The sequence below is a fragment of the Sphingomonas sp. IC081 genome (genome assembly GCF_006874585.1).
Taxonomy (GTDB): domain Bacteria; phylum Pseudomonadota; class Alphaproteobacteria; order Sphingomonadales; family Sphingomonadaceae; genus Novosphingobium.
Genome location: NZ_CP029766.1, coordinates 47,746 through 73,576, shown reverse-complemented (window position 1 = coordinate 73,576; position 25,831 = coordinate 47,746). Strand labels below are relative to the sequence as shown.

24 protein-coding genes are annotated in these 25,831 nt (G+C 63.9%); 6 read left to right on the top strand and 18 right to left on the bottom strand.

Features of this window, described 5'->3' with window-relative positions; all coding sequences use genetic code 11:
* Nucleotides 1-129: 129 nt before the first annotated feature.
* The 4 genes from DM450_RS25260 (at nt 130) to DM450_RS25245 (ending at nt 3,048) form a co-directional block, all read left to right on the top strand.
* Nucleotides 130-1,284 carry a relaxase/mobilization nuclease domain-containing protein gene (locus DM450_RS25260; RefSeq protein WP_142640162.1) on the top strand — a complete coding sequence of 385 codons (1,155 nt, stop codon included), beginning with the start codon at nt 130-132 and terminating at the stop codon, nt 1,282-1,284.
* The gene (locus DM450_RS25255) at nt 1,281-2,171 is read left to right on the top strand and encodes a hypothetical protein (protein WP_185928888.1); all 891 of its coding nucleotides are present in this window, start codon (nt 1,281-1,283) and stop codon (nt 2,169-2,171) included. Before DM450_RS25260 ends, DM450_RS25255 begins: the two co-directional genes overlap by 4 nt.
* A 211-nt stretch (nt 2,172-2,382) precedes the next feature.
* Complete coding sequence (locus DM450_RS25250) at nt 2,383-2,730, top strand: hypothetical protein (protein ID WP_142640160.1); 348 nt, start codon at nt 2,383-2,385, stop codon at nt 2,728-2,730.
* 9 nt (nt 2,731-2,739) lie between these two features.
* Entirely contained in the window at nt 2,740-3,048 is a 309-nt protein-coding gene (locus tag DM450_RS25245) for a hypothetical protein (RefSeq protein WP_142640158.1), read from the top strand.
* A gap of 126 nt (nt 3,049-3,174) precedes the next feature.
* Here the strand turns inward: DM450_RS25245 and DM450_RS25240 are convergent, their stop codons facing one another.
* From DM450_RS25240 to DM450_RS25225, 4 genes are read right to left on the bottom strand one after another with little or no spacing between them, the layout of a single operon-like run.
* Nucleotides 3,175-4,704: an E2 ligase fold family C protein gene (locus DM450_RS25240; protein ID WP_142640156.1), complete on the bottom strand. Its 1,530-nt coding sequence runs from the start codon at nt 4,702-4,704 to the stop codon at nt 3,175-3,177.
* A gap of 3 nt (nt 4,705-4,707) precedes the next feature.
* Complete coding sequence (locus DM450_RS25235; protein WP_142640154.1) at nt 4,708-5,223, bottom strand: Mov34/MPN/PAD-1 family protein; 516 nt, start codon at nt 5,221-5,223, stop codon at nt 4,708-4,710.
* The gene (locus DM450_RS25230) at nt 5,220-5,810 is read right to left on the bottom strand and encodes a putative metal-binding protein (protein ID WP_142640152.1); all 591 of its coding nucleotides are present in this window, start codon (nt 5,808-5,810) and stop codon (nt 5,220-5,222) included. Before DM450_RS25230 ends, DM450_RS25235 begins: the two co-directional genes overlap by 4 nt.
* Nucleotides 5,810-6,508 carry a DUF2604 domain-containing protein gene (locus DM450_RS25225; RefSeq protein ID WP_142640151.1) on the bottom strand — a complete coding sequence of 233 codons (699 nt, stop codon included), beginning with the start codon at nt 6,506-6,508 and terminating at the stop codon, nt 5,810-5,812. The genes DM450_RS25230 and DM450_RS25225 overlap by 1 nt, the downstream gene beginning before the upstream one ends.
* A 59-nt stretch (nt 6,509-6,567) precedes the next feature.
* Between DM450_RS25225 and DM450_RS25220 the strand changes: the two genes are divergently transcribed.
* Nucleotides 6,568-6,978, top strand: coding sequence for a type II toxin-antitoxin system HigB family toxin (locus DM450_RS25220; RefSeq protein ID WP_142640150.1), 411 nt, complete (start codon nt 6,568-6,570; stop codon nt 6,976-6,978).
* Nucleotides 6,975-8,156: an ImmA/IrrE family metallo-endopeptidase gene (locus tag DM450_RS25215; protein ID WP_142640149.1), complete on the top strand. Its 1,182-nt coding sequence runs from the start codon at nt 6,975-6,977 to the stop codon at nt 8,154-8,156. The genes DM450_RS25220 and DM450_RS25215 overlap by 4 nt, the downstream gene beginning before the upstream one ends.
* 230 nt (nt 8,157-8,386) lie before the next feature.
* Here DM450_RS25215 and DM450_RS25210 read toward each other — a convergent pair whose 3' ends face one another.
* From DM450_RS25210 to DM450_RS25145, 14 genes are all read right to left on the bottom strand, one after another.
* Entirely contained in the window at nt 8,387-9,277 is an 891-nt protein-coding gene (locus DM450_RS25210) for a tetratricopeptide repeat protein (protein WP_142640148.1), read from the bottom strand.
* A gap of 86 nt (nt 9,278-9,363) precedes the next feature.
* Nucleotides 9,364-12,951, bottom strand: coding sequence for a DEAD/DEAH box helicase (locus DM450_RS25205; protein WP_142640147.1), 3,588 nt, complete (start codon nt 12,949-12,951; stop codon nt 9,364-9,366).
* Nucleotides 12,948-14,318, bottom strand: a complete 1,371-nt coding sequence (locus DM450_RS25200; RefSeq protein ID WP_142640143.1) for an EH signature domain-containing protein — start codon at nt 14,316-14,318, stop codon at nt 12,948-12,950. The genes DM450_RS25205 and DM450_RS25200 overlap by 4 nt, the downstream gene beginning before the upstream one ends.
* The gene (locus tag DM450_RS25195; protein WP_260610755.1) at nt 14,315-15,031 is read right to left on the bottom strand and encodes a flagellar motor protein MotB; all 717 of its coding nucleotides are present in this window, start codon (nt 15,029-15,031) and stop codon (nt 14,315-14,317) included. The genes DM450_RS25200 and DM450_RS25195 overlap by 4 nt, the downstream gene beginning before the upstream one ends.
* A gap of 66 nt (nt 15,032-15,097) precedes the next feature.
* Nucleotides 15,098-16,927, bottom strand: a complete 1,830-nt coding sequence (zorA, locus tag DM450_RS25190) for an anti-phage ZorAB system protein ZorA (RefSeq protein WP_142640139.1) — start codon at nt 16,925-16,927, stop codon at nt 15,098-15,100.
* 592 nt (nt 16,928-17,519) lie between these two features.
* The gene (locus DM450_RS25185; protein WP_142640203.1) at nt 17,520-19,253 is read right to left on the bottom strand and encodes a type IV secretory system conjugative DNA transfer family protein; all 1,734 of its coding nucleotides are present in this window, start codon (nt 19,251-19,253) and stop codon (nt 17,520-17,522) included.
* A 165-nt stretch (nt 19,254-19,418) separates the two neighbouring features.
* Complete coding sequence (gene virB11 / locus DM450_RS25180; RefSeq protein WP_142640137.1) at nt 19,419-20,435, bottom strand: P-type DNA transfer ATPase VirB11; 1,017 nt, start codon at nt 20,433-20,435, stop codon at nt 19,419-19,421.
* A 3-nt stretch (nt 20,436-20,438) separates the two neighbouring features.
* Nucleotides 20,439-21,710, bottom strand: coding sequence for a type IV secretion system protein VirB10 (virB10, locus tag DM450_RS25175; protein WP_142640135.1), 1,272 nt, complete (start codon nt 21,708-21,710; stop codon nt 20,439-20,441).
* Between the two features lies 1 nt (nt 21,711).
* Nucleotides 21,712-22,719 carry a TrbG/VirB9 family P-type conjugative transfer protein gene (locus DM450_RS25170; protein ID WP_142640133.1) on the bottom strand — a complete coding sequence of 336 codons (1,008 nt, stop codon included), beginning with the start codon at nt 22,717-22,719 and terminating at the stop codon, nt 21,712-21,714.
* A 1-nt stretch (nt 22,720) separates the two neighbouring features.
* On the bottom strand, nt 22,721-23,398 hold the full coding sequence (locus DM450_RS25165; RefSeq protein WP_142640131.1) for a virB8 family protein: 678 nt from the start codon (nt 23,396-23,398) through the stop codon (nt 22,721-22,723).
* A gap of 11 nt (nt 23,399-23,409) precedes the next feature.
* A complete protein-coding gene (locus DM450_RS25160) occupies nt 23,410-23,736 on the bottom strand; it encodes a hypothetical protein (RefSeq protein ID WP_142640129.1) in 327 nt (108 codons plus the stop codon).
* A 59-nt stretch (nt 23,737-23,795) separates the two neighbouring features.
* Nucleotides 23,796-24,824, bottom strand: a complete 1,029-nt coding sequence (locus DM450_RS25155) for a type IV secretion system protein (RefSeq protein ID WP_142640200.1) — start codon at nt 24,822-24,824, stop codon at nt 23,796-23,798.
* Nucleotides 24,825-24,857: 33 nt separating this feature from the next.
* On the bottom strand, nt 24,858-25,109 hold the full coding sequence (locus DM450_RS25150) for a hypothetical protein (protein WP_260610753.1): 252 nt from the start codon (nt 25,107-25,109) through the stop codon (nt 24,858-24,860).
* 2 nt (nt 25,110-25,111) lie between these two features.
* Nucleotides 25,112-25,831 carry a type IV secretion system protein gene (locus DM450_RS25145; RefSeq protein ID WP_185928884.1) on the bottom strand — a complete coding sequence of 240 codons (720 nt, stop codon included), beginning with the start codon at nt 25,829-25,831 and terminating at the stop codon, nt 25,112-25,114.

The following is a 25,831-nucleotide window of genomic DNA, read 5'->3' as shown; positions in this document are numbered from 1 at the left end:
GCTTTCGCGGTCTCTTCGATGCTTCCCTCCCCGTCCAAAGCGAGGAGCGAGAACTGGCCCAGCGCGCAGGCCAAGCACGCTTTTGGAGGCAGCACTTCGGCGTCCGCGACGGGCCGGGCCATTCGCACCATGGAACGCACGGCCCGGCGAGCGCCGGAGGTCGTCGTGCGCATTACCGGGCGCCAGCATGGCGGTGGGCATGTCCTGGCAAACTTCTCCTACATCAGCCGCCTGGGGCACGGCGAGGAGGTCCAGGTGCCTCTCTACACGAGCGATGGCGACGTTCTTCGTGACGGACAGGACATGCGCATTCTCGCCCAGGACTGGCAGGAGTGGGAAGTCGGGGGCGATGATCGGCGCAAGGGCGCAACCTCGATCTCGATGGTTCTTTCGATGCCGGCAACAACTGACCCCGAGGAGTTGAAGGCGTCGGCGCTCGACTTTGCGCGCGAGGAATTCGCCAATCGCTCGTGGGTTGCCGCTCTCCATGTCGATCGCGACCACCCACATGTGCACTTGACCATTGCGCGTCGCGATCACGATGGGCGGCGCTTTCATCCAAACCGTGACGACCTTTTTCGGTATCGCCAGCGGTTCGCGCAGATGCTGCGTGATCGCGGGATCGAAGCGAACGCGACCCCGGCACGGGCGCGTGGGATTGATCCTACGCATGAGCCCATCGCGGCGAAAAAGATGCGCGAGAAGGGGCAGGTGCCACGGATCGACAAGAGCCGTGCCGAACGTGCACAGGGGTTCCGCGATAGAGGCGTTGCCGATCCGGTGAAGCAGGTCCTGGCCGATCGCCACGCGACGGTTTTGCAGACCTACGCCAAATCGATCATGGAACTGTCCTCGTCTCCCTCGCTCTCCGACCAGGTGACGGCGCAGACGCTATCGAAGTTCATCGAGACGATGCCTGAGCCTGAGAGCAACTCGGAGCGGGCAGCGCGGCTTGGCCGGGGGGCGCGTAGCCTAGATCCGGATCAGGCCCTGGATGATCCTGTGGCACTCGCGATCAAGCGTTCCGCTGACATGACGCGGCGGATCAACGAAAAGGCAGGGGGCGGGCGTCCTGGGGCGAGCGATGCCGCGCACTTGGATATGGACAGCTCGACGGATGGTGCGCCACCGAGCCGGTGGAGCGGCCTCTCCAACAGCGAACAGGATGCCAGCTCGAGCGAAGCTCTTCGCCGCATGGATGAATTGGCCCGCAATGCCCATGAGCTGAATCGTGATCAGCGCGAGCGTGATCGTTCGAAGGATAGGGATGGGCCTTCGCGATGAGCGAGCAGGGTACACAGTTGGCATTGGCTGCCATTCTCGACGCGATTACCTTGTTGCGCGGCGAAGTCTCTGTGATTTCCGATCGGCAGGAAGCGATCCTGGCGCGTCTCGATCATATCGATGCAGGGTTGGCTCCGGTTACGGATGTTCTGCCGGGTCTGGAGATGGTTCTCGCCAGGCAAGGGGAGGATCGGGCGTTCCAGACCGAAATGTTCCAGCGCACAGCGGAGCTGGCGGCTCTTGCCCACGCTGCAGCATCGGGGCGGCCTTGCGTGCTTCCGGACGATGTCGCGGATCATCCCGTGCTCGAGCGATTTGCGTATCTGCAACCGGCCGAGCGCGCGCCGAGTGATCCGGCCCTGGTACGTTGGAGGCAAGAGGTGAAGCGGGCGCCCACGGACGAACTGGCCGAGGTTTTGAAGGCTCAGTATGTTCCCTCCCCCACGGAGCCCGTCGACGTTCGGGTGCTGCGCTTTCGTCTGGCTGCGATCACGCGCGACGAGCTCAAGGCGCGCGGTGCCACCTTGCCCGCTACGCGCGCGCCTTCCACCCTTCGAGATACCTCAGCCTTGTCGAAGCAGGCGCGTATCGCCGACATGGCAGCCCTTTGGCGCGCGGGCGATAGTATTGCCCTGCAGGGCGACGCTGAACTCGCTGGCGCGATCGACTATATGGCTCACACCCGGGCGCGTCTTTTGACCGAGGGGAACGCCCCTGAGCTGGTCGACGACTTGATGGTGCAACTTCACGAAAAAATCGGTGAGGAGTTGTCGCGCGGGCAGGTTGTTATGCGGCAACCCGCGACGGTGAGCCATGCGCCGAAGCGGGCAATAGGGGGAGACTTCGAGTTGGATGAGGTCCGTGAAACGGACCCAGATATACGCTAGCGCTTTGCGCCTTCGCATTTTCTGAAATGCGCCCATCCTTGCCGCTCAGCTCTGGCTTTCCAGCGCTAGGAAGCCGACGTTCAGCTATGACGTGGTCTGGGACAAACCCGTCGTTCCCACTGCATAGGCTGAGCGCCCGCTCTTGTCAGAAGCCGACGTTCGGCGCTTAATCAGATTGGCGTGATGTTGACAGATCAGATCACCACGCTGGGTGCCTTACTCGCTGGCCACGTTCGATGCAGCCGATATCTCGCGGATGTCGTCGAAGGCGGTCGGTGGCCTGGCCTCCAGGCAGATCACAGGCCTGCTGCCGGAACAGATGGCGGGCTTCACGCCTGTACAGATTGCGGCCTTGCAACCCGCGCAGGTTGGCGCGCTCACGCCCTCACAATACGCGACGCTCTCGGCCGATCAGATCAAGGCGATCGGATCGCTGCAGTTCTCGGCGCTGACGCCTGATACGATGGCCACACTTTCGCCGGATCAGGTTTCCGCCTTGTCGCGCGGGCAGGCCAAATCCCTCACGACCACGCAGATCGCGTCCTTGTCCGCGCAGTAGGTCGCGGCAATGAAGCGGGATGCCGTTGGCGCCTTCTCGCCGCAAATGATCGCCGCGATTGATCCGCGATCCGCTGCCGACCTGACGACTGACAAGGTTGCAGCGCTGGACACCGGCCAGACAACCGCACTGAAGCCCGAGCAACTCGCGGCCTTTCCTATTATCAGGTCAATGCGATTGTGGTGGATCAGCTCGTGCAGCTGTTCGGCCCAACAGATCGGCGGCTTTAGTCCGATGGCGGCGACAAGCGCCAGAACACGTGTTGCCCGGCACCGCGTAATCGGCCATCCTGCGCATAACTGCGGCCATCAAGACTAAGACAAGTCGCGCCGTTCGGACCTCGAAAACGAAGTGTACGTTAAGCACGCGAGGCTAGACGAGCAAGCTCCCACCGCTGCGAAGCGTTTTCGCGTGATGATGCATCGTTGCAATCCAAAGACGTCGTCACGCGGAATACTTGTCACGATACACGTCGAGATAGTCGGCATCCTGGCAGATGCATCGCGCGGTGCCGTTCGTGCCTTTTCGCGCAGGATAGCTGATGTGCCCCGGCAGCCTGCGCATCAAGTCGATCGTGGTACGGCCCCTAACAGGCGCGCTCCGTAGAACCGAGCCCGAGGCGACGACCTCCGCGGCGAGCATGACTCCGGCAAGCGCGGACTGGAACGCCATTGGCACCTCGACGTCGGCACCGCCGCCGTCTTTGGCGCGCATGATCGCGTTTCCGCAGATCGCCTTCTGGCGAAAGGCGCGAAGTGGCAGGCCAACGAAAGGAAGAAGCACGTCCACAGCGATACCGAGCTGCGAGGCGACAAGCCGCGCAAAGTGCTCAGAGACGGGCGTGCCGAAGTGTAGCATCGACCTGATCTCCATCTTCTGCTCTGGCGGAAAGCCCAGCTCTTCCAGCACGATCTCGTCCTCGTTGCGGCGCGCGCTATCGGGCAAATAGAGGCAGGCCAGACAGGCGTCCTCGCCGTCGAACTCATGGCGCGAGATGCCAAGGTCGCCAGCCTGTGTCCACGAATTTACGATCCGGCGCGGCAGCGAGCTTTGCACCTGCACTCGATCCCGGGCAGTATCGAGCGCCACCGCCACCAGTTCGCACGCGCGATGCGCGGGATCCTGCACGTATTCCGCCCAGGTGCTACGGAATGCCGTCGCGGAAATCCCGCCGCCCTGCATGGCAGCCACCGCGACATCAACCTTCACTGCACCCTCGTCCGCCATCGTAGGCAGGACGTAGCGTTGGAGGTTGGTCAGTTCGACCTGCTCGTGGTCGATCAGGTGAAGATGGCCAGCGACGCATTGCAGCTTCGACATCGCCCATACAAATGCGTTGCCGATCGCGCCGACGCCGACCAGTTGCGCGAGGCCGATGTCCATGCCGGTCGGCAGATCGCCGTTCGCCGCATCTTCTCCCGTCGCGAAGTTCAGCAGAGAGATCGTCAGATCCTCATCGAGGTCAGGTCGCGTCAGCCAACCGGTGAAAACCGCACGGAACACGTTCGCAACAGCGATGCAGGCGGCCGCGCCAGCACCGAACGGATTAGTGCTCGTGCCGAAGCCTAGCGGCCGCGCTGTGCCGACGCGCGCAATCCAGCGGTCCGACCCCATGTATATGACACGACCAGCGGGCGCCTCGGTCACGCCAGCGACGACGACGATGTCCTCGCCGACAGGCAGATCTACGATCTCGACGTTCGGATTGATCGCGCGCAGCAGCACAATCAGTTCGTCGGCATGAGCGTGATCGCCGCCGAGCGATAGAACCCGCACTCGCGGATACAGTCGCGCGATCAGCCGCGTCGAAAGGTCGAGAGCGGCCACCCCCTCAAGGCAGGTCGCGGCGTGCGTGTCAAAGGCGATGGTAACGGTGACCTCGTCCAGCCGCTTCTCGAAGGCGCCGGGATCAAAGTCGCGAAGAACTTGCGCCGCGCTCTGGCGCGCGCGGTCGAAGAAGGGGGCAAGGCCCATGATCTACTCCTCTATCACGATGATTTTCGCCGCCCGACGCGCCGGAACCTTCACCCAGCGAGGGCGCGGCCCGGGACTCCAGAATGGACGAGGGGTCAGCCTGTAGGTTGCGCACCGTGCGATCGAGAACGGGTCGCGCGCGAAATCCGGCACGACAAGCGAGAAAGCGCCAAGCGCCGTCGCGATCGCATATTCGTCGTCCATCTCGCTGTGATACGCCTCGGTCGGATGGCTGTGGATCTGCGCCAGCAGCCGCAGGCCGCTCTTGAAGAGGTGTAGGTTGATACGGTGCAGCTCCTCCCCCGGCACCGACACCATCAGTCCGTGGTCGCCACGGATGCCCTGCTGTTCGGGCACGATTGCCTCGCGGATGGCGAAGCGGGCACCGTCCTGTACCCCCACCCAGAGCGCCATGCCCTCAAGGCCACGCAGCCCAACGGCTCGAAGATGCGCGTGCGTGCGCAACGCGACATCTGGGGGAAGTTCTACCGTTGTGACCTCGGTGAGCGAGGTCCTCATGCGGGAACCTCCGACTGATCCAAGCCGAGATTGACCTTCACTTGGTTGATCGGCGCGGTTCCATACCGCCACACGGTCTCGAGCAGATTGAACAGCTTTCCTTCGCCGACCGCGCGGTGGATCTCCCATGGATCGCCGGTGTGCGCAGGATGCGCGTGATACGCGCGTGTGCCGGGCAGACACAGGAAGCCGGGTACGTGGGGCATCTGCGGATAGTGTTGATAAAGCTCCATAGCCATCTGCATGAGAACAGGCTGACCGTTCATCTCGATCTGCTGCATGGCCCCGCCCGGCACGGCCCTCCGCAGCTTGGTTGGCATTTCCGCCGGCATCAGCTCGCGATCCGTGAAGGGCTCGACGAACGTAATCGCCAGCGGCTGCACGTCATAGTCGGTGAAATCGATCCGGACCGCGAAGGGTATCGTCCACGGCCGGCAGTTCACCGTGGCGAAGGCGACCTTCACCACGGGGAACTCGGCCTGCATGACCCACATCCCGCGGGCCACCAGGGTCGAACCGAGGTCGTGCAGCTGCGCGACCTCGCGATCGAACTTGCGCCGGCTGACGGCGGGGTCCGCGACTTGCATCAGCCCGCCGCCCCGGCCTTGAGGCTGGCGAGCAGCAGCGCGCCGTCCTTGATGCCCAGCTCGTGCAGTGTCTTCGAGACGTCGAGCGGATTGCCTGGCTCGTCGGTCACCTGCCAGTTCGCGACGTCCTGACCGGTGTTCTCGCTCTCGGCGAGCGCTTTCTCCAACAGCGACACCAGCGTGCTCTCGGGCCTGCCCGTCACGGGGACGGGTTCGCCATTGATCACGAAGGTGACATGGAGGTTCTTCGGCGGGGGCGTCTTGTGGCGGCGGGTGAGGACACGTTCGAAACCGTCGCCGCCGACGTCGAGAGTCCCCCCGCGCGGGACCAGCTTCTCGCCCTCGCCGGCCACCGAGACTAAGATGTCGCGATCGTCCGCGATCTTGCCGATGAGGCGCACGTCCTCCTCGGAGATCGTGGAGAAGCCCCACTCCCAGCCCAGCTCGTTCACCTCGAACGCGTAGTCACGGTCGCTGCAGAACGAGCGGAACTGCCGCCTCTCCCCTTCCTTCAGGACGATCGGCGTCTCCAGTCCGACCCCCTCGGTATAGCGTTCCTTGATCTCGACGAGGCGATAGTCACCCACCGGATGAAGGCCGGCGAGCGCGCGCAGGTCGCGGCCCTTCAGCTTGTTGTCGTTGGTCGGGATGGCAACGCCATCCACCTCGAAGACCCACTTTTCCTTCACTTCGCTCATTAGTCACAACCTTTCCGTTTCGATGACCGCCGAACCTGGCCCCAAACCGGATCAGCCCCATGATGTTTCCCGATCGCAGCCGATTCGGCAAGCATCGATGTTACCAATTTGGTAATATTGTCATTGACGTCGGCATGCTGCTATGGCACTGCACAATGCACATCTCTGGCGCACTCGAACTGGGGGATCTGAATGGCCTTTCCGAACCCGGTCCATTGGGAGCGGCCAGGGCTTGGCATGCGGAGGTATCGGCAGCCTCGTGGTCCGATCGGACACAGCTTCTCGGCCGGTTTCCCAGCGCGCAGATGGACGGTGATCACGTGCTCTTCGATCTGGGCGAAGGCGATCATTGCGTCATCGCGCGCTTCAACTATGAAATGCAGTCCGTGCTTATGAAATATTTTGGACCGCGAGCATCCGCCGTCTGGCCGCCTACGGCACGCGGCCGCAAGGCGAAGAAGAAGTCGTGAAGATCGCCCCCGTCAGAAACGCGGCCGACCATGCACGCGCCCTCGAGCGGATCGAAGATATCTTCGACGCGAAGCCGAACACGCCCGAGGGCGACGAACTCGAAATTCTTTCGATGCTCGTCGCTCAGTACGAGCATAAGTCGATACCCGTGCCTTCGCCGATCGAGGCGATCCGCTTCCGCCTTCATCAGCAAGGTCTCTCGCCGCGCGATCTCGAGCCCTTCCTGGGTGCGCGATCGCGCGTCTCCGAGATCATGTCCGGCGAGCGCAAGCTCACCGTGGACATGATGCGGGCCCTCCATCTCAACTTCGGCATACCGGCTGAATCCCTCCTCGGCGCGCCACAGGGCGCGCCCCCTGCGCCGGCCCCGAAGCGCGCGCCCGAACCCTCCGCACGCGCCCTCGCCGATCTCGCAGCCACCGGTCTCATGAAGGCGAAGGAGGCCTATTCCGACTTCCTGGCGCGTGCCGCCTCGCTGTGCGCCCCGGATCCGAAGTTGAAGGCCGCCCATCTTCGCAAGACTCGGACGGACCGCACCAATACCAAGACCGATGTGGCGGCTCTAGACGGTTGGTGTGCGGCCGCGCTGCTCAAGTCGATGGACGTGAAGGTCACCGAGAAGACACGCCAGACCAAGCACGACATGGCGCTGGCGCGCGCGATCGCCCACTTCAGCACGCGAAAGGACGGCATAAAGAAGATCGGTAAATTCCTCGCCGATCACGGTATCGCCCTGGTCGTCCTACGACATTTCACAGGTACCTATCTCGACGGGGCCGCTATGCGCAGAGCAGACGGCGTCTTCGTCATCGCCCTGACCCTGCGGCACGACCGGATAGACAACTTCTGGTTCACGCTGCTGCACGAGTTCGCCCACGTCTCGTGCCACCTCAATGGCGAGACCAGCATGATCTTCGACGATCTCGAGCTGGGCTCGACCGACGAGATAGAAGCCGAAGCCGACCGCTTCGCCCAGCAGGCGCTCATACCCGACGACCTATGGAAGGCCGCTCATGCGGACTTCGGGCTATCGGAGGTCACTGACCTCGCCGACGAGGCCGGTGTCAACCTAGCCATCGTCGCAGGACGTTGGCAGCGCGAGTTCAAGGACTATCGCCGGTTCTCTAAGGCCGTTGGCCATGGCGAGGTGCGCAAGGTACTGCTGCCGAAGGGCTGAAACGAGGGCCGCACCGGCAGCGGTCGACGGCCCGGTTCAGATCGTGATCTCCACCCGCGTGCCGTCGGGCGCCTGAATCACCGCCTCATAGAAGCCGTCGTCTCTGGCCCGCGGCTGCAACGATGCGTATGCGTCGGGAGTAAAGCGCGGACACACTTGACGCAGATCGATCCAGCCATGCTTAAGAGCGCTGAATTGTGGGGGGCTAAGGTGTTCTGTCCATTATCACCTCAGGCGAGACGTTTGCGCACCTCCGCTGCCTTTCGTTTCAGCCCGATTTTTGGATCGAGCGCGATCGCTTCCTCATAATCTGAAAGCGCGCTGGCGAGATTGCCTAGCGCTTCCTGACAAAGCCCACGTACCTTGAGCGCCAGGGGGCGCTCGGCGGTGGCGAACTCCGGTTCGGCGAGGATCGCATTGACGGATGCGATGATCTTGCCGCTCATCATCGGGGGGAGTGCCGATCCGCGCAGCAGATTGTGGAGGACATGCACATTGTCGCTGCGAGCCTGTGCATCGATCCAGCGATCCCGGTCGAGGAATTGGCCATCGATGGCATAGTCGTAGGCCTGGCCGTCGTGATAGCGGAGCCGGATTCTGCCCGCCTCTGGAAAAGCGTAGCTCTGCGCCCAGCCACTTTCCGGAACCCAGTCGGCAACCTCTCGACCCGACGCGAGATCGAAGATCGCGAGCAGCGATCCGTCGGGACCCGGCGCGTTGCAGGTCTGGCACACCGCCATGCCGCCATCATCGGCGATGCCATTATTGAGCAGGTTCGCCGTGAAGGAACGCTCCACGAGGAGCGTCCCATCCGCGCGGTAGGCACGGAACACCCCCTTAAGGCCGTCACCGAACAGCCAGTCGTTGATGACAAAACTGCCGTTGTCGGCGACTTGTCCGTCGTTCGGACGTTCGGCCCGGCCCTGCGCCGCCAGCCGGTCGCCCTCGAACAGATAGAAGCGCCCCGGCCCGCTGCTGCGGTGTCCGCCATGCGTGCCCGCGTCATTGCCGTCGCGCCAGGCGAGCAACCAGCGGCCATCGGGGGAACGCCGATATTGTCCGAAGAAGTCGAGCGACGCGATTCGCACGAACCGGTCGCCAGCCGCGCCGAAACTCAGCATCGGTTCGTCCGTCCGCGTTGCCGCGCGTCGCGGCGCCGTCTGCTGTGAGCCTAGCAGGCGCCTGATAAGGTTGATCACGGCGCCACCTATTGTGGAAAGCAGGCGACGACACAGCGCCGGTCGCTACGCATGACACCGTCGATCCCATTGTCCAGATCCCACAGAATGACGCGGCCGGAAGCGAGCCGAGCCGTCACCTCTCGCGCATGGAAATTGCGATTGATGCGCTTGGAGATCTGAATATGACGCAGGCTCGGCCCGCCCGCGAAGCTCGCCTGCCATCGCCGCTCGAGATCGTTGCGCTGGTCCGCGTCCGTTTCCTGCCGGTTATCGACGCTGTCAGCGTCCAGGCTATGGCAGGTCACCGCGTCGATGCGGCGGGCCGCGCCGGCAAGCCGCTTCATGAATTCGATCAGATGCTGCCGGTTGTGCGACCGGGCGCAGGCATAGGGGTCCTTGACCAGCAGCTCGATGACATGGTCGTCGGCAATCGGCGCCAGGAAGATCGCGAAATCGCGCGGCTTGTTCGGCTCGAACACATAACGGCTTGGCGCGACCAACGGTGCCGGAGCCGATCGCTCAGGCAGTGCGACGCTGAGCGTCGGACGCCTTGGTGGCACGGTATCGGCGACCGGTGTAGCTGTCGGTGGCTGGGAAGGCTTATCCGCCCGCGCCTCCGCATCCGGCGATGGGGGCACGTCCGCGTCTAAGCCGGGTTCGTCGTGGCCGCCCAGTACGTCCTCAAACAGCGTGCTGGTGTCGGTCTCGTCTTCGCCCGGGATGAGCAGCCCCCGGCTCAATTCCCGCTTGCGCGTCATCAGCGCGTCGAGCTTCAGGTCGAAGCTTGTCGGGCCGATCGCCGGGTCCGGATGCAGCGATTGGGGCAGATAGACATGGACGTCGCGCGACTGCCCGATCCGGAATACGCGATCGGTCGCCTGATCCTCAACTGCCGGGTTCCACCAGCGCGAGAGATGAATGACGTGATTTGCGGCGGTCAGGGTCAGCCCCACGCCGCCCGCCTTGGGCGAGAGGATCATCGCGTCGAACCCGCTTGCGCGACGCTGGAACTGTTCGACGGCCGCCTGCCGCGCGTCGCCCGTCACGCCGCCATGGATGCGCAGCACGTCATGCCCCAGGCCGTAGCGGCGCCGGATTTCGGCGGCGAGCAGCGCCTGCATCGCCAGACTTTCGCAGAAGATGAGCGCCTTCTCGCCCTTGGCTTTGATGGCGTCGAGCGTCTCGAAGGTCGATTGCAGCCGCGCGGACTCTTCGAAATAGCTGCCGGTGGCATCTTCGGGGGCGTAAGGGTGCAGCGACACGCCGCGCAGCATGTGCAGGATTTCCAGCATATGCCCGCGCTTGCCGGTCCCGCGGGCCGCCATCGCGCGTTGGATCACCCGTTCATAGGCTTCCGCCTGCGGGCGCGGCATCGCGAGCGGCAGCGGATGGATGTGCTTGGCCGGCAGGCCCGGCAGGCAGTCGTCCTTCATCCGCCGCAGCAGGAGCGCGGGCCGAGTGTCGCTCGCTTCGGTCAGCACCGCATTCAGCTCGCGCAGCTTGTCCGGATCGGACGCGGGGTAGCTGGTCTCGAACGCCTTGCTCGACCCGAGCAGCCCGGGATGGATTACGTCGAACACCGACCAGAGATCCTGGAGCCGGTTTTCGACCGGCGTTCCGGTCATCGCCAGCTGGAACCGTGCGTTCAGCGTCTTGCCCGCGCGGGTCATCTGGCTGGCCGGATTCTTGAGCTTCTGCGCCTCGTCATAGATGATCGCTGCGAAGGGCTGGCGGGCGAAACTCAGATGATAGTCCCGCATCGTCTCGAAGGTGGTGAGCACGACGCCGGCCTGGCTCCACGCATCGCCGTCGATTGCCGCCCGGCCAAGCTCGATATCGCGGCCGACCTCCTCGCGCGAGCGATTGAGGCCCGCGCCATAGGCGCTGACCACCGGGCCCAGCGCGCCGGGCTCCAGATGCTGTTCGATCTCGCGCTTCCAATTGGCGAGCAAGCCGGTTGGCGCCACGATCAACACGGGTTTGGGCGATGGTTGTTCCGTGCGTAGCCAGGCAAGAAACGCGAGCGCCTGAAAGGTCTTGCCCAGCCCCATGTCGTCGGCGAGCAGCGCGCCTGGCATCCCGGCCCGCCAGCATGACACAAGCCAGTTGAAGCCCTCGACCTGATGCGGCTTGGGCGTGGTGACGAGCGCTTGCGGAAGTGCTGGCGGTGCGGCGGCGGGAGCCGCGGGTGCCTTCGCGAGCGGGGCATAGGCTACGTCCTCGAGATTGTCGCGCACCTGCAGGAAATAGCGCTGCGTCGCGACTGGCGGCGGCTGCCCCGCGTTCTCGGCGTCGTCGTGCGCTGCCTTCACGATGGCAGCGAGATCGTTCAGCGCGGTGCGCGTCTGCTCGGTTGCGGGTATCTCGGCCTCGCCGATGGTGAAGGTCGACCGCTCCTCGCGAAGCGCAGTCTCGACCGCCTCGACGGCGGGCGCGATCTCCTCCGGCTTGATTTCCACCATCTGATCGTCAGGCGGATCGCCGATGCGCAAGCCAAACGCCTCGGGCAGCCAGCTGTTAGGCTTGGGCTTGATCCACGGCAGCACCGGCTTTCGCCAGATATCGATGCCCGAAACGCGCTCGGAGAATTGCTGCGTCTCGACGAACAGCGTGCCGATTTCGGCGACATCGGCACCCTCCGCGCTGAGCGCTTCGGCAAGTCGGCGCTGCGGGCTGCGCGCGAATTGTCGGCGCTGTTCCGCGGTCCCACCCTGAGCGTCGCGGACGACTCGAAGCGCCCGCTGCAAGACCGGATCAAGAAACAGGATCGAGCCGCCATCGAGCAGATAGGCGCGCCGTGTCCCATCACCCTGGCGAAATCGACGCGCGAACAGCTGTTGCTGCACCGGAGGAAGCAGGCCATCAGCGGCCTCGTCAAGGATCGCCCCGTCCTCGGTCTCGCGCATCCGCTCCTTGCTGAAGAGGACCGGATCGAAATCGAAGCCTTGCGCCGACGGCTTGAGGTCAAGCGAAAAGCCCGCAGCGTAGCTGAGCCGAAGCCGTTCGATGAAGCCGTCGGGCTTGATCAGAGAACGGTCCTCGTCCCCGATCGCCTGGCGCAGCGCCGCAAGCGCCGCCTGCCGCTCGCTTTCGCCGGTTGCGGCGTTCAACCGCTCGACTAGCTGCAATGTTGTCCAGATCGGCTCGGCGATCCGCCACTCCTTGGCTTCGAAATGCGCGCGCGCACCGCTTTGCTTGACCGCGGCCGGCAGGCCGTTCGGCCGTGTCCAGCGCGTCTCGATGCGGAAACCGTCCTGATGCGCGACCCCGATCGATTGCAGGTTTAGCGCCAGACGTGCCACCGGCGGGAGACCAAGGCTTGTGGCTTCACCTTCGGTCAGCTGGGCGACCAGACCAGGGTGGAGACACACGGCTTTGTCCGAGGCTTCAGCCTGTGCCGAGCCATCGGGCGCATTGTTGCCATCGCCGATCGCCTGCAGCAACCGTGCGACCGCCGGACGCGCCGCGGTCGGGGCCTGGATTATCCAGTCGTCGACAGGGATCAGCGAGCGTGTCCCCTTGCCGAAGAAGCGTCCGCCTTCGACGCGGATCAGCTCGATCCGCTCGCGCCCATCCTCATGCCGCGCTTCGAAGCGCACGTCGGGACCACTCACCATCCTGCTCCATGCCTGGGGTGCTGCACGCCGGCGCTCTGATAGACCTGCCGCGCGAACTTCGGCTGCCAGCCATTGGGTGGATTGTGCGGAATCGCACGGAAGCCTTCGCCCGCCGCCATGGTTCGCAAAGCCGGCCCTTGATAGCGACGCTGGTAAAGACTTGGCGCCTTCTGGTCCGCTGCCCGCCAAAACCGGCAACTGCCGTTATCGCTCCATTCGGCGATGCGAATGTCGCCGATCGAGAAGATCAATGCCGACTGAGCCGTCGTGGCACCACCGCCTTCGAGCGTCGCGTAGGCGATTGCCTGGTCGTCCATGAACTTGCGCGCGAGCCGCTCCGCCTGCGAGCCGAACGCGAACCATGCGTCGGTGATGAACCCGGCGTCGAGGTAAGCCAGCCAGAAATCGGTGCGTTCCTTCCATTGGTCGCGCCGCTCGACCGTTTTCGCCACCACCGAGAAGAACTCCCGGACGGTCGCGCGTACCAGCCAGCCGCGCAGCACGGCAAAGGCAGTGTCGACCTGGGCGTCCGGGAACATCGCCAGCACATCGCGCCGCAGCGCCGCCCAGCGTTGCGGCGCAAGCCGCGGATCGCCATTGCGCGCCACCAGGAGAGCGCTGACCAGCCGCTGATGCGCTTCAGTGCAGCTGCTCCGCGTCCAGGGCGCGAGGAGGCCATAGGCCAGCGCGGCGTTCAGCTCCTTCGTCGTCGGGAAACTCTCGAACAATGCGATCAGGCGGCGGCCGCTCTGCTGGGCCGCTTCGCCGCGGTGATCCGCCGCCGCTTCGCAGGCGGCGATCAACGACTCCTCGACAAAGCCGCCAGTCGCAAGATCGCCATCGAGACCCGCCTCACGGAGCAGCTGCGCCGGTCCTTCGGTACCAAGCAAAGCGCGTGACAGCCGCGACGGTCCTTCATCGGGATCCCAGAGTGCCCATCTGTCGCCGCGCGCTCGCCACGGCCAGTCGTGGCGGTTGGCGACCAGCGCGCTGGCATGCGTGAGGTGATCGAAGCCGGAATGGTCGAGCGGAAAATGACGAAGATAGGCGGCGATGATCGCACGATCGACACTTTTGCGTGACCGCGCGACGCTCTGGTCCAGCACCGGCGGCGCGGCTTCCTCGAGCGAGTCCTCCGCCCACATGCCATCGAGCAGTCGCTTCAGATCCTTGGGCTTGAGCCGCTCGGGAGCAGCGGGATCGATCCGCGCCAGGAAGCGCGCCCATGCTTCCTTGATTCGCGCTTTGCCCGCCGGCTCGGTACCGATGCGCTGCTCGGCACGCTCGATTTCGAAGCGGTCACCGCGTCGCGGGAGGCTTTTTGCCGCCGATGCGCGTTCGCACGCGCGCTTGAGCGCGCTCATCGTGGCTGCTCCAGGATGCGGCTCATCGCAGCGCCTTCCGCGCTGCGCGGCGTCACCATCAGGAAGCGCAGATCGATCCGGCGGTTCTGCGCCTTTATCTGGTCGGGCGTACCCGCCGCGTCAGGCACGGGACGGCGCTCGCCATAGCCCGCGACGCCCAGGATCGGCACAGGCTGATGCCCTGACCTGTTGACCAGTTGCTCGAGCTCGGGATGTGCATCGGTGAGCTGGCGAAACGTGTTGGTCGCGCGGAGTGCCGACAGGTCCATATTGTCGCGAAGCACGCCGCCGCCCGAAAGCGGGTCGCTATCGGTATGGCCCTCGATGAAGATTGCATCGATCTTGTTCGCCGCGACCGGCTTGCCCCGGCATGGCGGTCCGCCCGGCAATTGATCGGCATAACAAGGGAGCACTGCCGCAAGCTCGTCCGCGACGATGCCGACCGCTTGACGCCCCTCGGGCTTGAGCGCGAATTGGCCGGTGTCGAAAAGGATACTGTTGGGCAGGCTCAGCACGCCGGTCTCGGCATCGATCCGAACGGTCAGGTTGTACGGCTTCAACCGCTTGTCGAGCCGCTCCTTGAGCGTCTCGAGAATCTCGCGGCGCGTCTGGCCGGCGCTGGTCAGCGTGTCGGTCGTTTGGCGGAACTGCAGTGCAAAATAGAGCAGCAGAATGATGAAGATGAACAACAGCCCCACCATCATGTCGGCCATCGACACGAAATAGCTCTCTTCTTCTTCTTCCGATCGGCTGCGCCGGACGCCACGGCTTTCCATCGTTTACTCCTGCGCCTGCATCTTGCCGAGCAGGTCCTCGATCTGATCGGCAAGCTCGGTCAGCGGCTCGAGTGCGGCCGAGAGCTTGTCGACGGCGCCGGCCAAGGCGTTATCGATCCGGCCGACCTGCTCGTTGAGATGCGCGGCATGGTCGCCCGACGCGCTCCTGATCTGGTCGAGCGCTGCCGCGAGCGCCGTGTCGACGGCTTCGAAGCGGTCGCGATAGCTCGTCCATGCACGATTGGCGGCTTCGCTCGTCTCACCGAGCTTTTCGGCAATGCCGGCAACGGCGCGGTGCTGCTCGCTAGCCGCATCGCTTTGCCGGGTCATGGCCTCCTGAACCCTGGCAACCGCCGTGCCGATCGCCTCGGTCGCGCTGCGGATCGGCGTGGCGGCGCCTTGGAGATCGTTGGCTGCGCGATTCAACGTGCCCGCAACCCCTTCGGCGGCGCGGCCTGCCTCGACAAGCTTGCCAGCGTGCGATTCCGAGGCTTGCGCCGATCGCTCGATTCCGGCGGCGAGCGCTTCCATGCGTCCCGCCGTTGTCCGCAATGTTTCGACAAGTCCCCCGCTCGCCTCTTCAAAGCGTGCACCGAAGGAAGCGAACGCGCTGGCGATCGCCTTCGCGCTTTCTTCGCTTGCTTTGGCGACAGCCGCGTCGACCGCCTCGCTCATGCCGGTCGCGGCACGCCCGGTCGCTGCCTCGAGCGCATCAGCGGCGCGTCCGAGTACTTCGGCGTTGCGGGTCGCAGCGGCGTCGGCGCCCGCCGTCAGCCGCCCGCCGATATCGGCGATTTCGCCGCGCATCTGATCGAAGGCAGCCTGAATGCCCGAGGTCGCGCGGCTGAACTGCTCAACCGCCTCGCTGCTGGCAGTCTGCGCGGTCTCGGTCAGCCGCGCACCGGTCGCATCGATGCGGGTGTGGAGCGCGTCGAACATCGTGGTCATCTTGTCCGAAGCGGTCGCGAAATCGCGGGCAGCCTGGGCGATCTGGTCGTTCGCGGCCTGGCCCGATCCCTCGATCTGCTCATGAATCGTCGCCAGCCGCGTCGTCATGTCGGTGAGCGCAGCGCCAAGCTGCGCCATCTCGGTACCCGCATTCCGGCTCAACGCATCGCCCAGCTCCTTGCCGATCTGATTGAAGCTGCCGCTTTTGAAATCGTCGATGCTTGCCTGAATGCCCCCCAGCACCTGCACCATCGGCTGCATCTGACGCTCCAAATTCTCGCCGATGGCGATCGCCAGTTCATGGCTGAAGCTCTTGAGCGCGGTCGTTTGCTCCTTGGTCTCGCGCAGCTGTTCGGCCGCGATCCGCTGCGGCGGCGAGAACAGGGTGCCGCGGTCAATTGCATCGACGATGCATTCAAGCTCGCGCTGGCTGGCGGCGTGCCAACGCCGATCGAACACGCGCAGCAGGATCGACGCCAGGACGCCAGCGATCGACGTCCAGAACTTGACCGACGTGATCGTCAGCAAGTTGATCAGTGCCGGCGTCATGTTCGCGGACCCATTGGCTGCGCTCAGCGCTGTCACCGTGGTCGTCAACGCAGCAACGATGCCGAGGAAGGTGAAGGTGAGCCCGATTGCGACGAAAATGTTCGCCCACCAGGCCAGGATACGCGTGTCATCTCCAAGATGGAGGAAATAGCCGTCTGCTCGCACGGTCGCGCGCATCGGCACTTCGGCTTCATCGAGGATCGTCTCGCGAAACTGGCTCCATGCCAGCCGGATCTCGGCAGCGCCTCGATCGCCAGCCACCATCGCTGCATCGATCTCGTAGAACCGCTCGGCGAAGACACGCTGCGCCGTGTCGTTGTCATCCGCTGCAAGCACGGGAGCAAGTATGTCGACACGTTGCTTTAGCGCCATTTTCAGCGGTCGGTGGAAACGGATATTGTTGCGACCAATGATCAGCGCGCAGGACAGAAGTATTACCAGCGATATCCACAACGCCGCCAATGGATTCCCAAAGACGAGTACGACCAGCCCGTTGATCGGGTTGACATGCGATTCCATTGAGCCCCCAATTTTCGCTCGATGAATGACTGTGTATCGAGGCTACACCGTCCACGCACGTGAAATGCCAAGGGAAATTGCAAGACGCCAGTTGTTCTTGTCGACCGAAGCTGGCGTGCAGCCACCCCAGGGCGGTTCAGGGCACTGTTAGGTCCGCCGTCCGCGATAGCTCCGGCTCAGAACATTGAGCGTTCAACTTTTGGTGGCCGCCTCATTGGCGGAACTGCGACCGACAACAGGGTACGTAGCCGTCAAGGCAGCTTGAGTGTTGCGAATGGCAGCTTCCCGCGTGAGCGGTCGTTCCCCGCACTTTATCGGATCGACGAGTCCTGGGTCGGCAGCCGCCCCGCGCGAGCGTCGGATATCCCTGCACCCCGGCTCCGAACCGGACATTCCGCAACCGGCCCAATCACGCTGTTGGAATCATTACGGAAAATAGGTCCTTGAACAACATGTGCGCCGTCTGCCGAGGGGCATGATTGGGTGTCGCCTGAAGCGCTTTGACCACCGGCATATTCAGAGGCCTGGTGCTCGCTCCGGGTATTCCCGCGTCGCTTTCCCCACTCGCCTCCGCAGCTGTGATGACGCGAAGGCTGCGTGCTGACACCGCAGGGTCGGGCCGGATCGTCGGCATCGCCGGAGCCAGCACCTTCGTCAGCGCGAGCATGTCCTTCTCCTGGTAGTACCGGATCTTCCTGCCGTAGACGGGCGGGATACCCGAGCGCAGGACGATCAGGTCCTTTTCGGGCAGCAAGAGAAGCTCTTGCGGGAGCAGGAGCGCGCGGCGCTGATCGGATTCCGACACCGAACCGCCACCGCGGCCCCAGGCGCCGAACGAACGGGATTTTGCGCGAAAGGTGTAGGTGCCCAGGCGCTCCGAGACGTTCTTGGCGTCGTTGATCTCCTTGGGGCGCATGACGATCTGCACGCCGCAATTCGCGGAGATCTCCTTGGCCACCTTGTCGCCGTAGATGTGATCGAGCTGGGAGAAGTTCTGGATCACGGGGAGGAGGCGGATGCCGTAGCCCGCCACATAGCTGAAGCCGCTGGCGATGACCGAGGCCCGGCCGAGGCGGGTGAACTCGTCGAGGAGGAGAAGCAGGCGCACGTTGTGGCGGTTGGCCGAGGGCAGCTCGCGCACGTTGAGGTCGATGAGCTGCTGGAAGAGCAGGTTATAGATCGGAGCGACCCGCTCGAGGTCGTCGGGCGATACGCCGAGGTAGAGCGAGATCCGCTTGTCGCGAAACTGGCGCAGATCGAAGTCGCTCTCGGCCGTTGCCGCGTCGACATAGGGGTTGAGCCAGAGATTGATCTTGGCCGTTACGGACTGGCGAATGGACGTGAAGGTGTTGTCCGAAGACGAGATCCAGTCACGCAGCGCAGAAATGCACGCGCCCGAAAGAGGCTTCCCGGCCGCCTCTCGCTGCTTGATGATCTTGGGGAAGCGGCGCCTGGCATCGCCAGCGGCGAACTGGCGGTAGACCTCGCCGATCGTGAAGGGCAGGGCATCCTCGCCATCATCGACCGTGGCTGCGACATAGGCCGCGACGCCGAGAAAGGCCGTGCGCGCGCTTTCGGCCCAGAAGTTGTCGCCGGTCAGGGGGAGCGGGAACAGCATGGCCCCTATCTTCTGCAACTCGTTGATGATCTCCACGGGATCGCGGCGGTCGATATGGCCGAGCGGATTGTAGCGGCACGTCCGTCCTTCCCCGTCGAGCGGGTTGAACAGAAGCGTCTTCTGGCGAAGCTCCCTGGCGCGATAGCCTGCGGTTAGATCCCAGTTCTCCTGCTTCACATCGAGGACCACGACGGAATCAGGCCAGGACAGCAGGTTCGGGATCACGACGCCCACGCCTTTGCCGGCCCGGGTTGGGGCTTCGAGCATGACATGCTCGGTCCCGCCGAAACGCAGAAACCTGGCATTGAAGCGTCCAAGGATGATGCCGGCGCTTGCGAGAAGCCCAGCATCCTTCACCTCACCAAAGCGCGCCCAGCGTGCCTCGCCATGCAGCTTTTGAGCCGAGAACATCGAGGCGAAGACGCCGACTAGGCATAAGGCAAAGCTGATCGCGAAGCCCAGAAGAAACGGTTGCCAGACGATCGGCATGGATTTCATCGACCAGAGCGCGCCCGGCACTTTCATCCAGGGTGTCTGCATCGAGAGAAGGTGCGCGCGCCACAGCACCGTGATTGCGCCGATCGCGGCGCTGATCACGAGGCCCAGGATCATGAGAAATGCAATGGCGCCCGGTTGGGACGCCCCCGGATTGCGAACCATCTTGCCACTCATGGGCCACTCCTTGGGTTGTCAGTCGTGCGGCTTGCCGGCCGGATCGAACCATACTTCGGTCATCCGGTAGCGGGCCGGTCGGCCGTCGCTGGGCGGAAGGCGGTGCATCTGCACCACGATGTCGACGAGCGAGCGCAGCAGCGCGCGAATGTCGTGGCGGTCGAGGTCGTTGCCGCCTTCGGATTCCTTGACGAGCAAGGTGAGCTGCTCGAGCGCGCCTTGCGCGGTGTTGGCGTGGACGGTCGTGATCGAGCCGGGATGCCCGCTGTTGACGTTGCGCAGGTAGAAGAAGGCGGTGCCGTCGCGCAGCTCCTGGAGAAGGATGCGGTCGGGCCGCATGCGCAGCGCTGATTCCAGCAGTTCCTTCGCACCTGCCTTCTGCAGACCGTACCCATCCTTGGAATACATCATGTGGACCCGGTTGCGCTGGGGCACCACGAGTTCGCGGGTATCCTCGATCGTCAGCACCCGCTCGAAGTCGGGTATCAACTTGATGAGCGCCTTGGAAAAGGTCGTCTTGCCTGAGCCGGTCGCCCCGGAAATGAGGATGTTCTTGCGTGCCTCTACGGCGAGTTTGAAAAAGCCGTTCCAGTCGCCCGCCGCCCGATAGGCGAGCAAGGCGTCATCGACCTCGTTGGCGGCGCCGTGGGCCTTCACTTCGCTGAAGAGCCCTGAGCGGTCGAGGTCGCCAAGGTCCATCGCCGTGTGCGAGGCCTTGCGGATCGTGATCGAGACGAAGCCGCGCTCGATGGCAGGCGGGATCACGACCTGGGCGCGCTCACCGCCGGGCAGGACCGAGGAGCAGATGGGGTAGTCCTCGCTGATGTCCTGCTTGGTCAGGCCTGCAATGAGGCGGGCCAGGGTCATGAGGCTGGCATGATCGAGCGCGGGCGCTTCATGCCACTCCCAGCCCTTGCGAGTTTCGACGCCGATCACGCCTGGCTCATTGATGACCAGTTCGGTCACGTCCTCGCGATCGAGGAGCGGTTGCAGCGGGGCTGCATTGTGCTGGTAGATCGCAGAGACGTGCCCCACCGCTCAGCGCCTCAGCTTGAGGTCATAGACCGGGCTGAAATCAAAATCCTTGGCGACGAAGATGGCGGCGGTGTCGCCCTGGTTCTTTTTCAGGATCGGCTTGATGTTCTTGCTGTCCTGCAGGATCGTGTTGCCCATCTCGCTGGGCACCTGCGTCGTGTAGGTGCCTTCGTTCGCGACGGCGCGGCCGGCAATGTTGGAGGCGTCCTCAAGTACGCTCATCATGAGCGCTGCGCCAAAACGGGTCCAGAACTGCGTATCCACCCCGCCCGACATACCCGAGCGGCCGAGCGTATCGGCAGCAGGGGAGCCAAGATCGATCGCGACCCCGCGCGGGGTGAGCGCGCGGGTCCACAGCACGAACATGCGCGCCTGGCCTTGCGTGATGCCGCCCGAATATTGGCCCAGCACCTTGGTGCCCTTGTCGAGCAGGACCACGCGGCCGTCTTCGGAATAGACGTCGTGGTTGATGACGCACGACACGAACCCAGCCTGTGTCGAGTTGATCGCGGTCTGCAAGGTGCAGGGAATGACTGTGCCTGCGCTCAGCAGGAAGTCGCGGTTCTTGATGAGCGAGGCGCGTACCGCCTCGATCTTCGCGTGCCTGAGCTGGTCGGTAAAGTCGGTCGAGCCCTTGCTGGCCGAACCCGTCCCTGCCTTATCATCCGAGGGAGGGCCAAAGCCGCTCGCGCCGAAATTGCGTGGGCCACTTTCCAGGGCCTGAGCTCCAGCGGTGGCTGCGCTTCCCCCCGGCGACACAGGGGATGTTGATGCCGTCAGGCCATTGGCCTGATAGGCCATGACCGGGGCCCGCCGAGCGGCATCAGCCATCTTCAGGCGCTCCTCATAGCGCTTCTGGGCAAGGCTTTCCTGCCCGTTCGCGGCCTCGCCCGACACAGGGACGGGATTGCCGTTGGCATCGGTGGTCTGTGCCCCGAGGACCGGACGGCCGAAGACATCGGTCTGGGGGCTTCCGGCTTGCCCGAGCTGGCCTGCAAGAGCCGCACGCTGCGCGACGGGTGAGGCCACCACATCATCGACGCTCTTCTGGCTGGCCTGGGCAGGTTCCTCGACTGCCTTCGTCGACCCGGCGTTGTGAAAGACCCCGTAGCCGATGATGATACCAAGAATGGTGGCGACCAGGCCGACACCGGCGCCGACGAAGGCGACGTTGCCCCAATTGGTGCCGCTGCGACCAGCAGGTGATCCGCTCTCTTCGGGAATGGAATCGGCGGGTGCGAGCTCACCGCCGCGATCAATCACGTTCTCGGCCATGTTACTGCCCTTTCACTTTGCGTTCGACGATGTTGGAGACAGTGCCCGTGCGCTCGGCGCGATCGTTGCGGGGCGGGGCCTCGTTGTAGATCGCGAGGACCGCCTTGCCCCGACGCAGGCGCAGTTCGCGGTAGACGGCGTGGATCACCACGAAGTCGTCGCGCACGTCGTAGGGCACGATCGTCTCGCTCCCGTCCACGTCGACGGCGAAGATCGAGGGAATGTCGGCGTGGCCCGGGAAGCGCATCGCCGTGAACTCGCCATTGTCCGAGATTTCGCTGGGTTGCAGCGAGGCGTCGCCCTGCTCGGTGTAGTTGAAGTTGCGCTTGCCCTCGATCACCGCGTGATCGAGCGCGGTCTTGACGATCTGGCTCTGCATGGCCTGCGCGGCCTGAACCTGCGCCATCTGTGCCTGCTCGGCGCTCATTGCTTGCTCCGCCTGGGGATAGTGGAAGCGGATGCCGTACATCGTGGCCGAGGTGCCGAGCGCCAGGTTGAAGTGGTAGGTGCGCGTCATCCCGCCTTCTTGGGTGAGAACGATGAGGTTCGTTCCGGCCGCCTTCTCGCGGGGTTTGAGGAAGACGACATTGCCGACCGGCGCAATCTGCCAGGAGATCGTGTCGCCAAGGGCGGCCTGTGTGACCGTTTCGCTTGCGCCGAACTGGATCTCGATGGCGTGGCGGAATTGGCCGATGACCGTCACCACCTGGTCGGGATCGTAATCGACCGTGCGCACCCGCGCGTCCTTCGCGCCTGCAACGGGGGTTTCGGCCGCAAAGCTGGCATGGGGCGCGAGTGTAGCGAGGACGGTGCCGGCGAGGCTTAAGGTCACCAGTTTGTGCCAGATCGCATCGACCCCGCGCCAGAACGAGCTCTTCGCGCCCGAGGCGGTGAGCGCAACTTTTGTGTCCGCAGGCGACAGGCGCCGGGCGAGCTTCGCGCGAAGGACGAGGAGGAAGGGCGCAAGCGTGTTGTCACCGCTTTCGGGCGTCTTGGGCGCATCGCTCATGTCAGGTCTCCGGGTCCGAGTGGAAATTCACGACCTCGAAGCCGAGCGGATTGATCAGCCGGTCCTTCTCCAGCGTGGGCGCTGTCGTGAACTTGAAGGTGAGATTGGCGGTCCAGTTCTGCGCCGTGGGCGTGTTCTGGCCCATGGTGACGAGTTTTGCGTAGCGGACCTGCGCGACGGTTGGGCTCAGGAAACTGATCGCGCGAATGTGGATCGAGACGAAGCCCTTGTCCCCGTAGATGTTGGAGGGGGCCTTCTCGTTGCTCGACTTGACGCTATCGAGGTAGCGCGAGCCTTCGGCCTTGTCGCTCATGAGCATGACCGCATAGGCGTTCTCGCGCGCGGCATCGTCGAGCCAGCCTTCGCGCAGGCGAATGTACTGCGCCACGAAGAAGCGGTTGACCGCATCGTCATAGGTCTGGGGCTGGGGGCCTTTGAGCGCGGTTACGACCTGCGTTTCTCCGGTCGATTTGTCGACGCGGATCACATAAGGCTCGACGGTCTTGAGCGGAGCCAGCATGGCGACCGCTCCGGTCGCAACAAGCGCCATGGCGCAGGCGCATCCAGCGACAGTCCAGGCAACCCGCCGGGACTGGATTGCCGCGCGCATCCGGTCGTATTCGAACGTCCGCGCGCTTTCGAGGTACGCGCCTTTGTTGGCGGCTTTGACCTGGGCCATGAGACGTTTCCTTATGAGCAGGGGAGGTAGGACAGCTCGATCTCGCGCTTGTCGCGCGGCGAGAGATCTGGGGCGGACTTTGCGGCGCTGGCGGCGGCTGCGGCCTCTTGCGCTTCGGGCGGAATGGGCGTGTCGCTGGACGGGCTCGATGCCGGGGTGGCGGGCCACCCGGCGGTCTGCGAGGGTGGGAGCGGCACCGGCAAATTGGGCATGATCGTGCCGTACATGTTGGCCGGGCGTCGGTGCTTGCCGTCACAAACGGCAGGCGGCTTGATGTGACTCCCGGTGCATCCGCTGAGTGCAAGCGCACCCAACGCTGTGAAAATCAGCGCTTTCATAAAAACTCCGTCAGCAGTGTGCCGCGTTAGGGGCGTTCAAATCTCATTCGCAGGCGACCTCATGTTCGCGTGGCGGTGCCTCCCGCCCGCCCGGCAGGCGCCGACGGGCGTGAATTGGCGAGGCGGCGGAACATGAGGCGATTGGCCAGAATGTTCGCCCCGGTCTGAAGGAAGCCGTGTCCGCCCGACGAGGCGCCACCGGCAATGCCCGCCGCGATTGAAGGGGATTGGAAAAAGAAGACGGTCCCCACGATGTAGATGATGACGCAGGACAGAACGCCGATCGCAATGCCCGCCGCGTTGAGAACCATTCTGCCTCCGCTGGTGGCAATGAACATGCTGCCATCACCAACGGCGCTCATGATGTCGTCCATCACCTGTTGCTCGAGGCCCGTGATGAACTTCGTCATGATCGCGATGACCACCATGAGCAGGATGTAATTGGCCGTCTGCTTCAACCAGCCATCGAACAGCCAGCGTGAGGAATTGAAGAGCAGGCAGGCCAGGGCCAGTGGGGCGAGAGCCACGCAGATCGCAACGGCCAGCTTTGCGAAGATGACGATGCAGAATCCGACGGCCGCTGACAGGGCAGCGAAGATGTAGAGGACGATGATCGCGAGGAACGCGACGAAATTTGCGAAAAGCTTTTCGGCTGCGAGATCAATGTCGGTCAGGCCGACCGTCTGGCTTTGAACCTTGTCGTTTTCATCGGAGATGATTTGGGCGATCTTGTTGGTGTCCGAGACATAGGTGTCGAACGTCGTGCCCGGGTTAGTGACCGCTGTACCCGATCCGGCCGCAATGATTTCAGTTGGGAGGTTGGTCGCCACGTTGACGACGAAGGCCGAGTAGCCGACAGCACTGGCCGCTGCGAGCGCGAAGCCGACTTTACCGGCCTGGAATACCAGTTCGCGCAGCGGAGCCTGGATGGCTCCGCGCAGAACTGCAAACCCAAGAAGCAGAAAGTAGATCGTAGCGGCGACGCCCAGAGGCGCGGCGACAAAGCTGACGAGGCCTGATCCGAAGCTTGAAACAGCCGTGTCGATGGCGGTTTCGACATAACCGTACATCGACGTGAATGTGATCATCAGGCTCATGGTGCCAGACCTCGACAGTTAGGGTTACTGGAAGAGCTTGGCGTTTTGTTTCGCCCTGGCCTTCTGCAGAAGGGCGTTGGAGGCAGCCTGCGCCGAGCCGCACATCTTGCTCTGCTCTTCGATCCCGAGGTTGCTGTATTCGCCCTTGGTGCACTTCTGCATCCAGTCCGACAGCATCTTGGGGGTCGCTTCGAATTCGGCTTCCGTCGGAACCTGCACCGGCTTGCTGCAAGCGGCCACGGCCAGCAGTACAGAAAGCGCAATCCACTTTTTCATCGTCATTTCCTCAGGATGTTATCGTCGTAGAGAGTCGAGTTGTCGGCGGCGCGAGCAGTGACCGCTGCTGCATTTGCGAGCTGGTTGCGCCCGGACTGCGCCATCTGTAGCGCCTGCATCTTGAGCTGGTCGTTCTGGAGCTGGGCCTGTTCGGCGGCGATGCGGGCCTGGAGGTCCATCACGTCCTTGGGGTCAGTGGCGCTGTCGAGTTTGGCTTGAAGCGTCTGGAGACCGGCCATGCGTGTCTGCGACACCGCCAGCGTGTTTTCGCCGAATGCCGCTGTCGCCGCGGCCGAGCCGGTCGCGTCCTTGAGCGCCTGGTTGTAGGCCGCATCCGCGCTCGATGTTCCCGACAGCAGGTATTGCGATTGGATACTGGACGCTGACGAGCTGAGCGAGCCGATCTTGGACAGATCGCCGCCAAACAGCGTGCCGGCATCCATTGTGGTGGTGGGCAGGATGTTGCGGACCGAGCTGTCCGAGAGGTTCGAGGCCACCGAGTTGATGTTGGTGAGCTTTTGCAGCGAGTTGAGCTGGTTTTGCGCGGTTTCGATCTGCTGCACGCCCTGGTCGATGATCTTGGCGGTGTTGGTGACGGTCGAGATCGTCTGGAGGTAGGTCGAGGAATCGAACACCGGGATACCCTGCGCCGCGGCAGGGGTTGCGGCGAGGCCGAGCGCCATCGGCGCGGTTCCCATCAGCCCAATGGTCTTGATGCGCAT

Coding starts and splice junctions, on each gene's coding strand:
- DM450_RS25210 (WP_142640148.1), bottom strand. CDS start 9,277: ATGCTGAGTTTCGGCGCGGCTGGCGACCGGTTCGTGCGAATCGCGTCG.
- DM450_RS25195 (WP_260610755.1), bottom strand. CDS start 15,031: ATGGCCGACATGATGGTGGGGCTGTTGTTCATCTTCATCATTCTGCTG.
- DM450_RS25170 (WP_142640133.1), bottom strand. CDS start 22,719: ATGAGCGATGCGCCCAAGACGCCCGAAAGCGGTGACAACACGCTTGCG.
- DM450_RS25235 (WP_142640154.1), bottom strand. CDS start 5,223: ATGAGGACCTCGCTCACCGAGGTCACAACGGTAGAACTTCCCCCAGAT.
- DM450_RS25245 (WP_142640158.1), top strand. CDS start 2,740: ATGAAGCGGGATGCCGTTGGCGCCTTCTCGCCGCAAATGATCGCCGCG.
- DM450_RS25150 (WP_260610753.1), bottom strand. CDS start 25,109: ATGAAAAAGTGGATTGCGCTTTCTGTACTGCTGGCCGTGGCCGCTTGC.
- DM450_RS25260 (WP_142640162.1), top strand. CDS start 130: ATGGAACGCACGGCCCGGCGAGCGCCGGAGGTCGTCGTGCGCATTACC.
- virB10 (WP_142640135.1), bottom strand. CDS start 21,710: ATGGCCGAGAACGTGATTGATCGCGGCGGTGAGCTCGCACCCGCCGAT.
- DM450_RS25220 (WP_142640150.1), top strand. CDS start 6,568: ATGATGTTTCCCGATCGCAGCCGATTCGGCAAGCATCGATGTTACCAA.
- DM450_RS25165 (WP_142640131.1), bottom strand. CDS start 23,398: ATGGCCCAGGTCAAAGCCGCCAACAAAGGCGCGTACCTCGAAAGCGCG.
- DM450_RS25240 (WP_142640156.1), bottom strand. CDS start 4,704: ATGGGCCTTGCCCCCTTCTTCGACCGCGCGCGCCAGAGCGCGGCGCAA.
- DM450_RS25145 (WP_185928884.1), bottom strand. CDS start 25,831: ATGCGCATCAAGACCATTGGGCTGATGGGAACCGCGCCGATGGCGCTC.
- DM450_RS25185 (WP_142640203.1), bottom strand. CDS start 19,253: ATGAAAGTGCCGGGCGCGCTCTGGTCGATGAAATCCATGCCGATCGTC.
- DM450_RS25155 (WP_142640200.1), bottom strand. CDS start 24,824: ATGATCACATTCACGTCGATGTACGGTTATGTCGAAACCGCCATCGAC.
- DM450_RS25230 (WP_142640152.1), bottom strand. CDS start 5,810: ATGCAAGTCGCGGACCCCGCCGTCAGCCGGCGCAAGTTCGATCGCGAG.
- DM450_RS25255 (WP_185928888.1), top strand. CDS start 1,281: ATGAGCGAGCAGGGTACACAGTTGGCATTGGCTGCCATTCTCGACGCG.
- DM450_RS25160 (WP_142640129.1), bottom strand. CDS start 23,736: ATGAAAGCGCTGATTTTCACAGCGTTGGGTGCGCTTGCACTCAGCGGA.
- DM450_RS25225 (WP_142640151.1), bottom strand. CDS start 6,508: ATGAGCGAAGTGAAGGAAAAGTGGGTCTTCGAGGTGGATGGCGTTGCC.
- DM450_RS25200 (WP_142640143.1), bottom strand. CDS start 14,318: ATGAGCGCGCTCAAGCGCGCGTGCGAACGCGCATCGGCGGCAAAAAGC.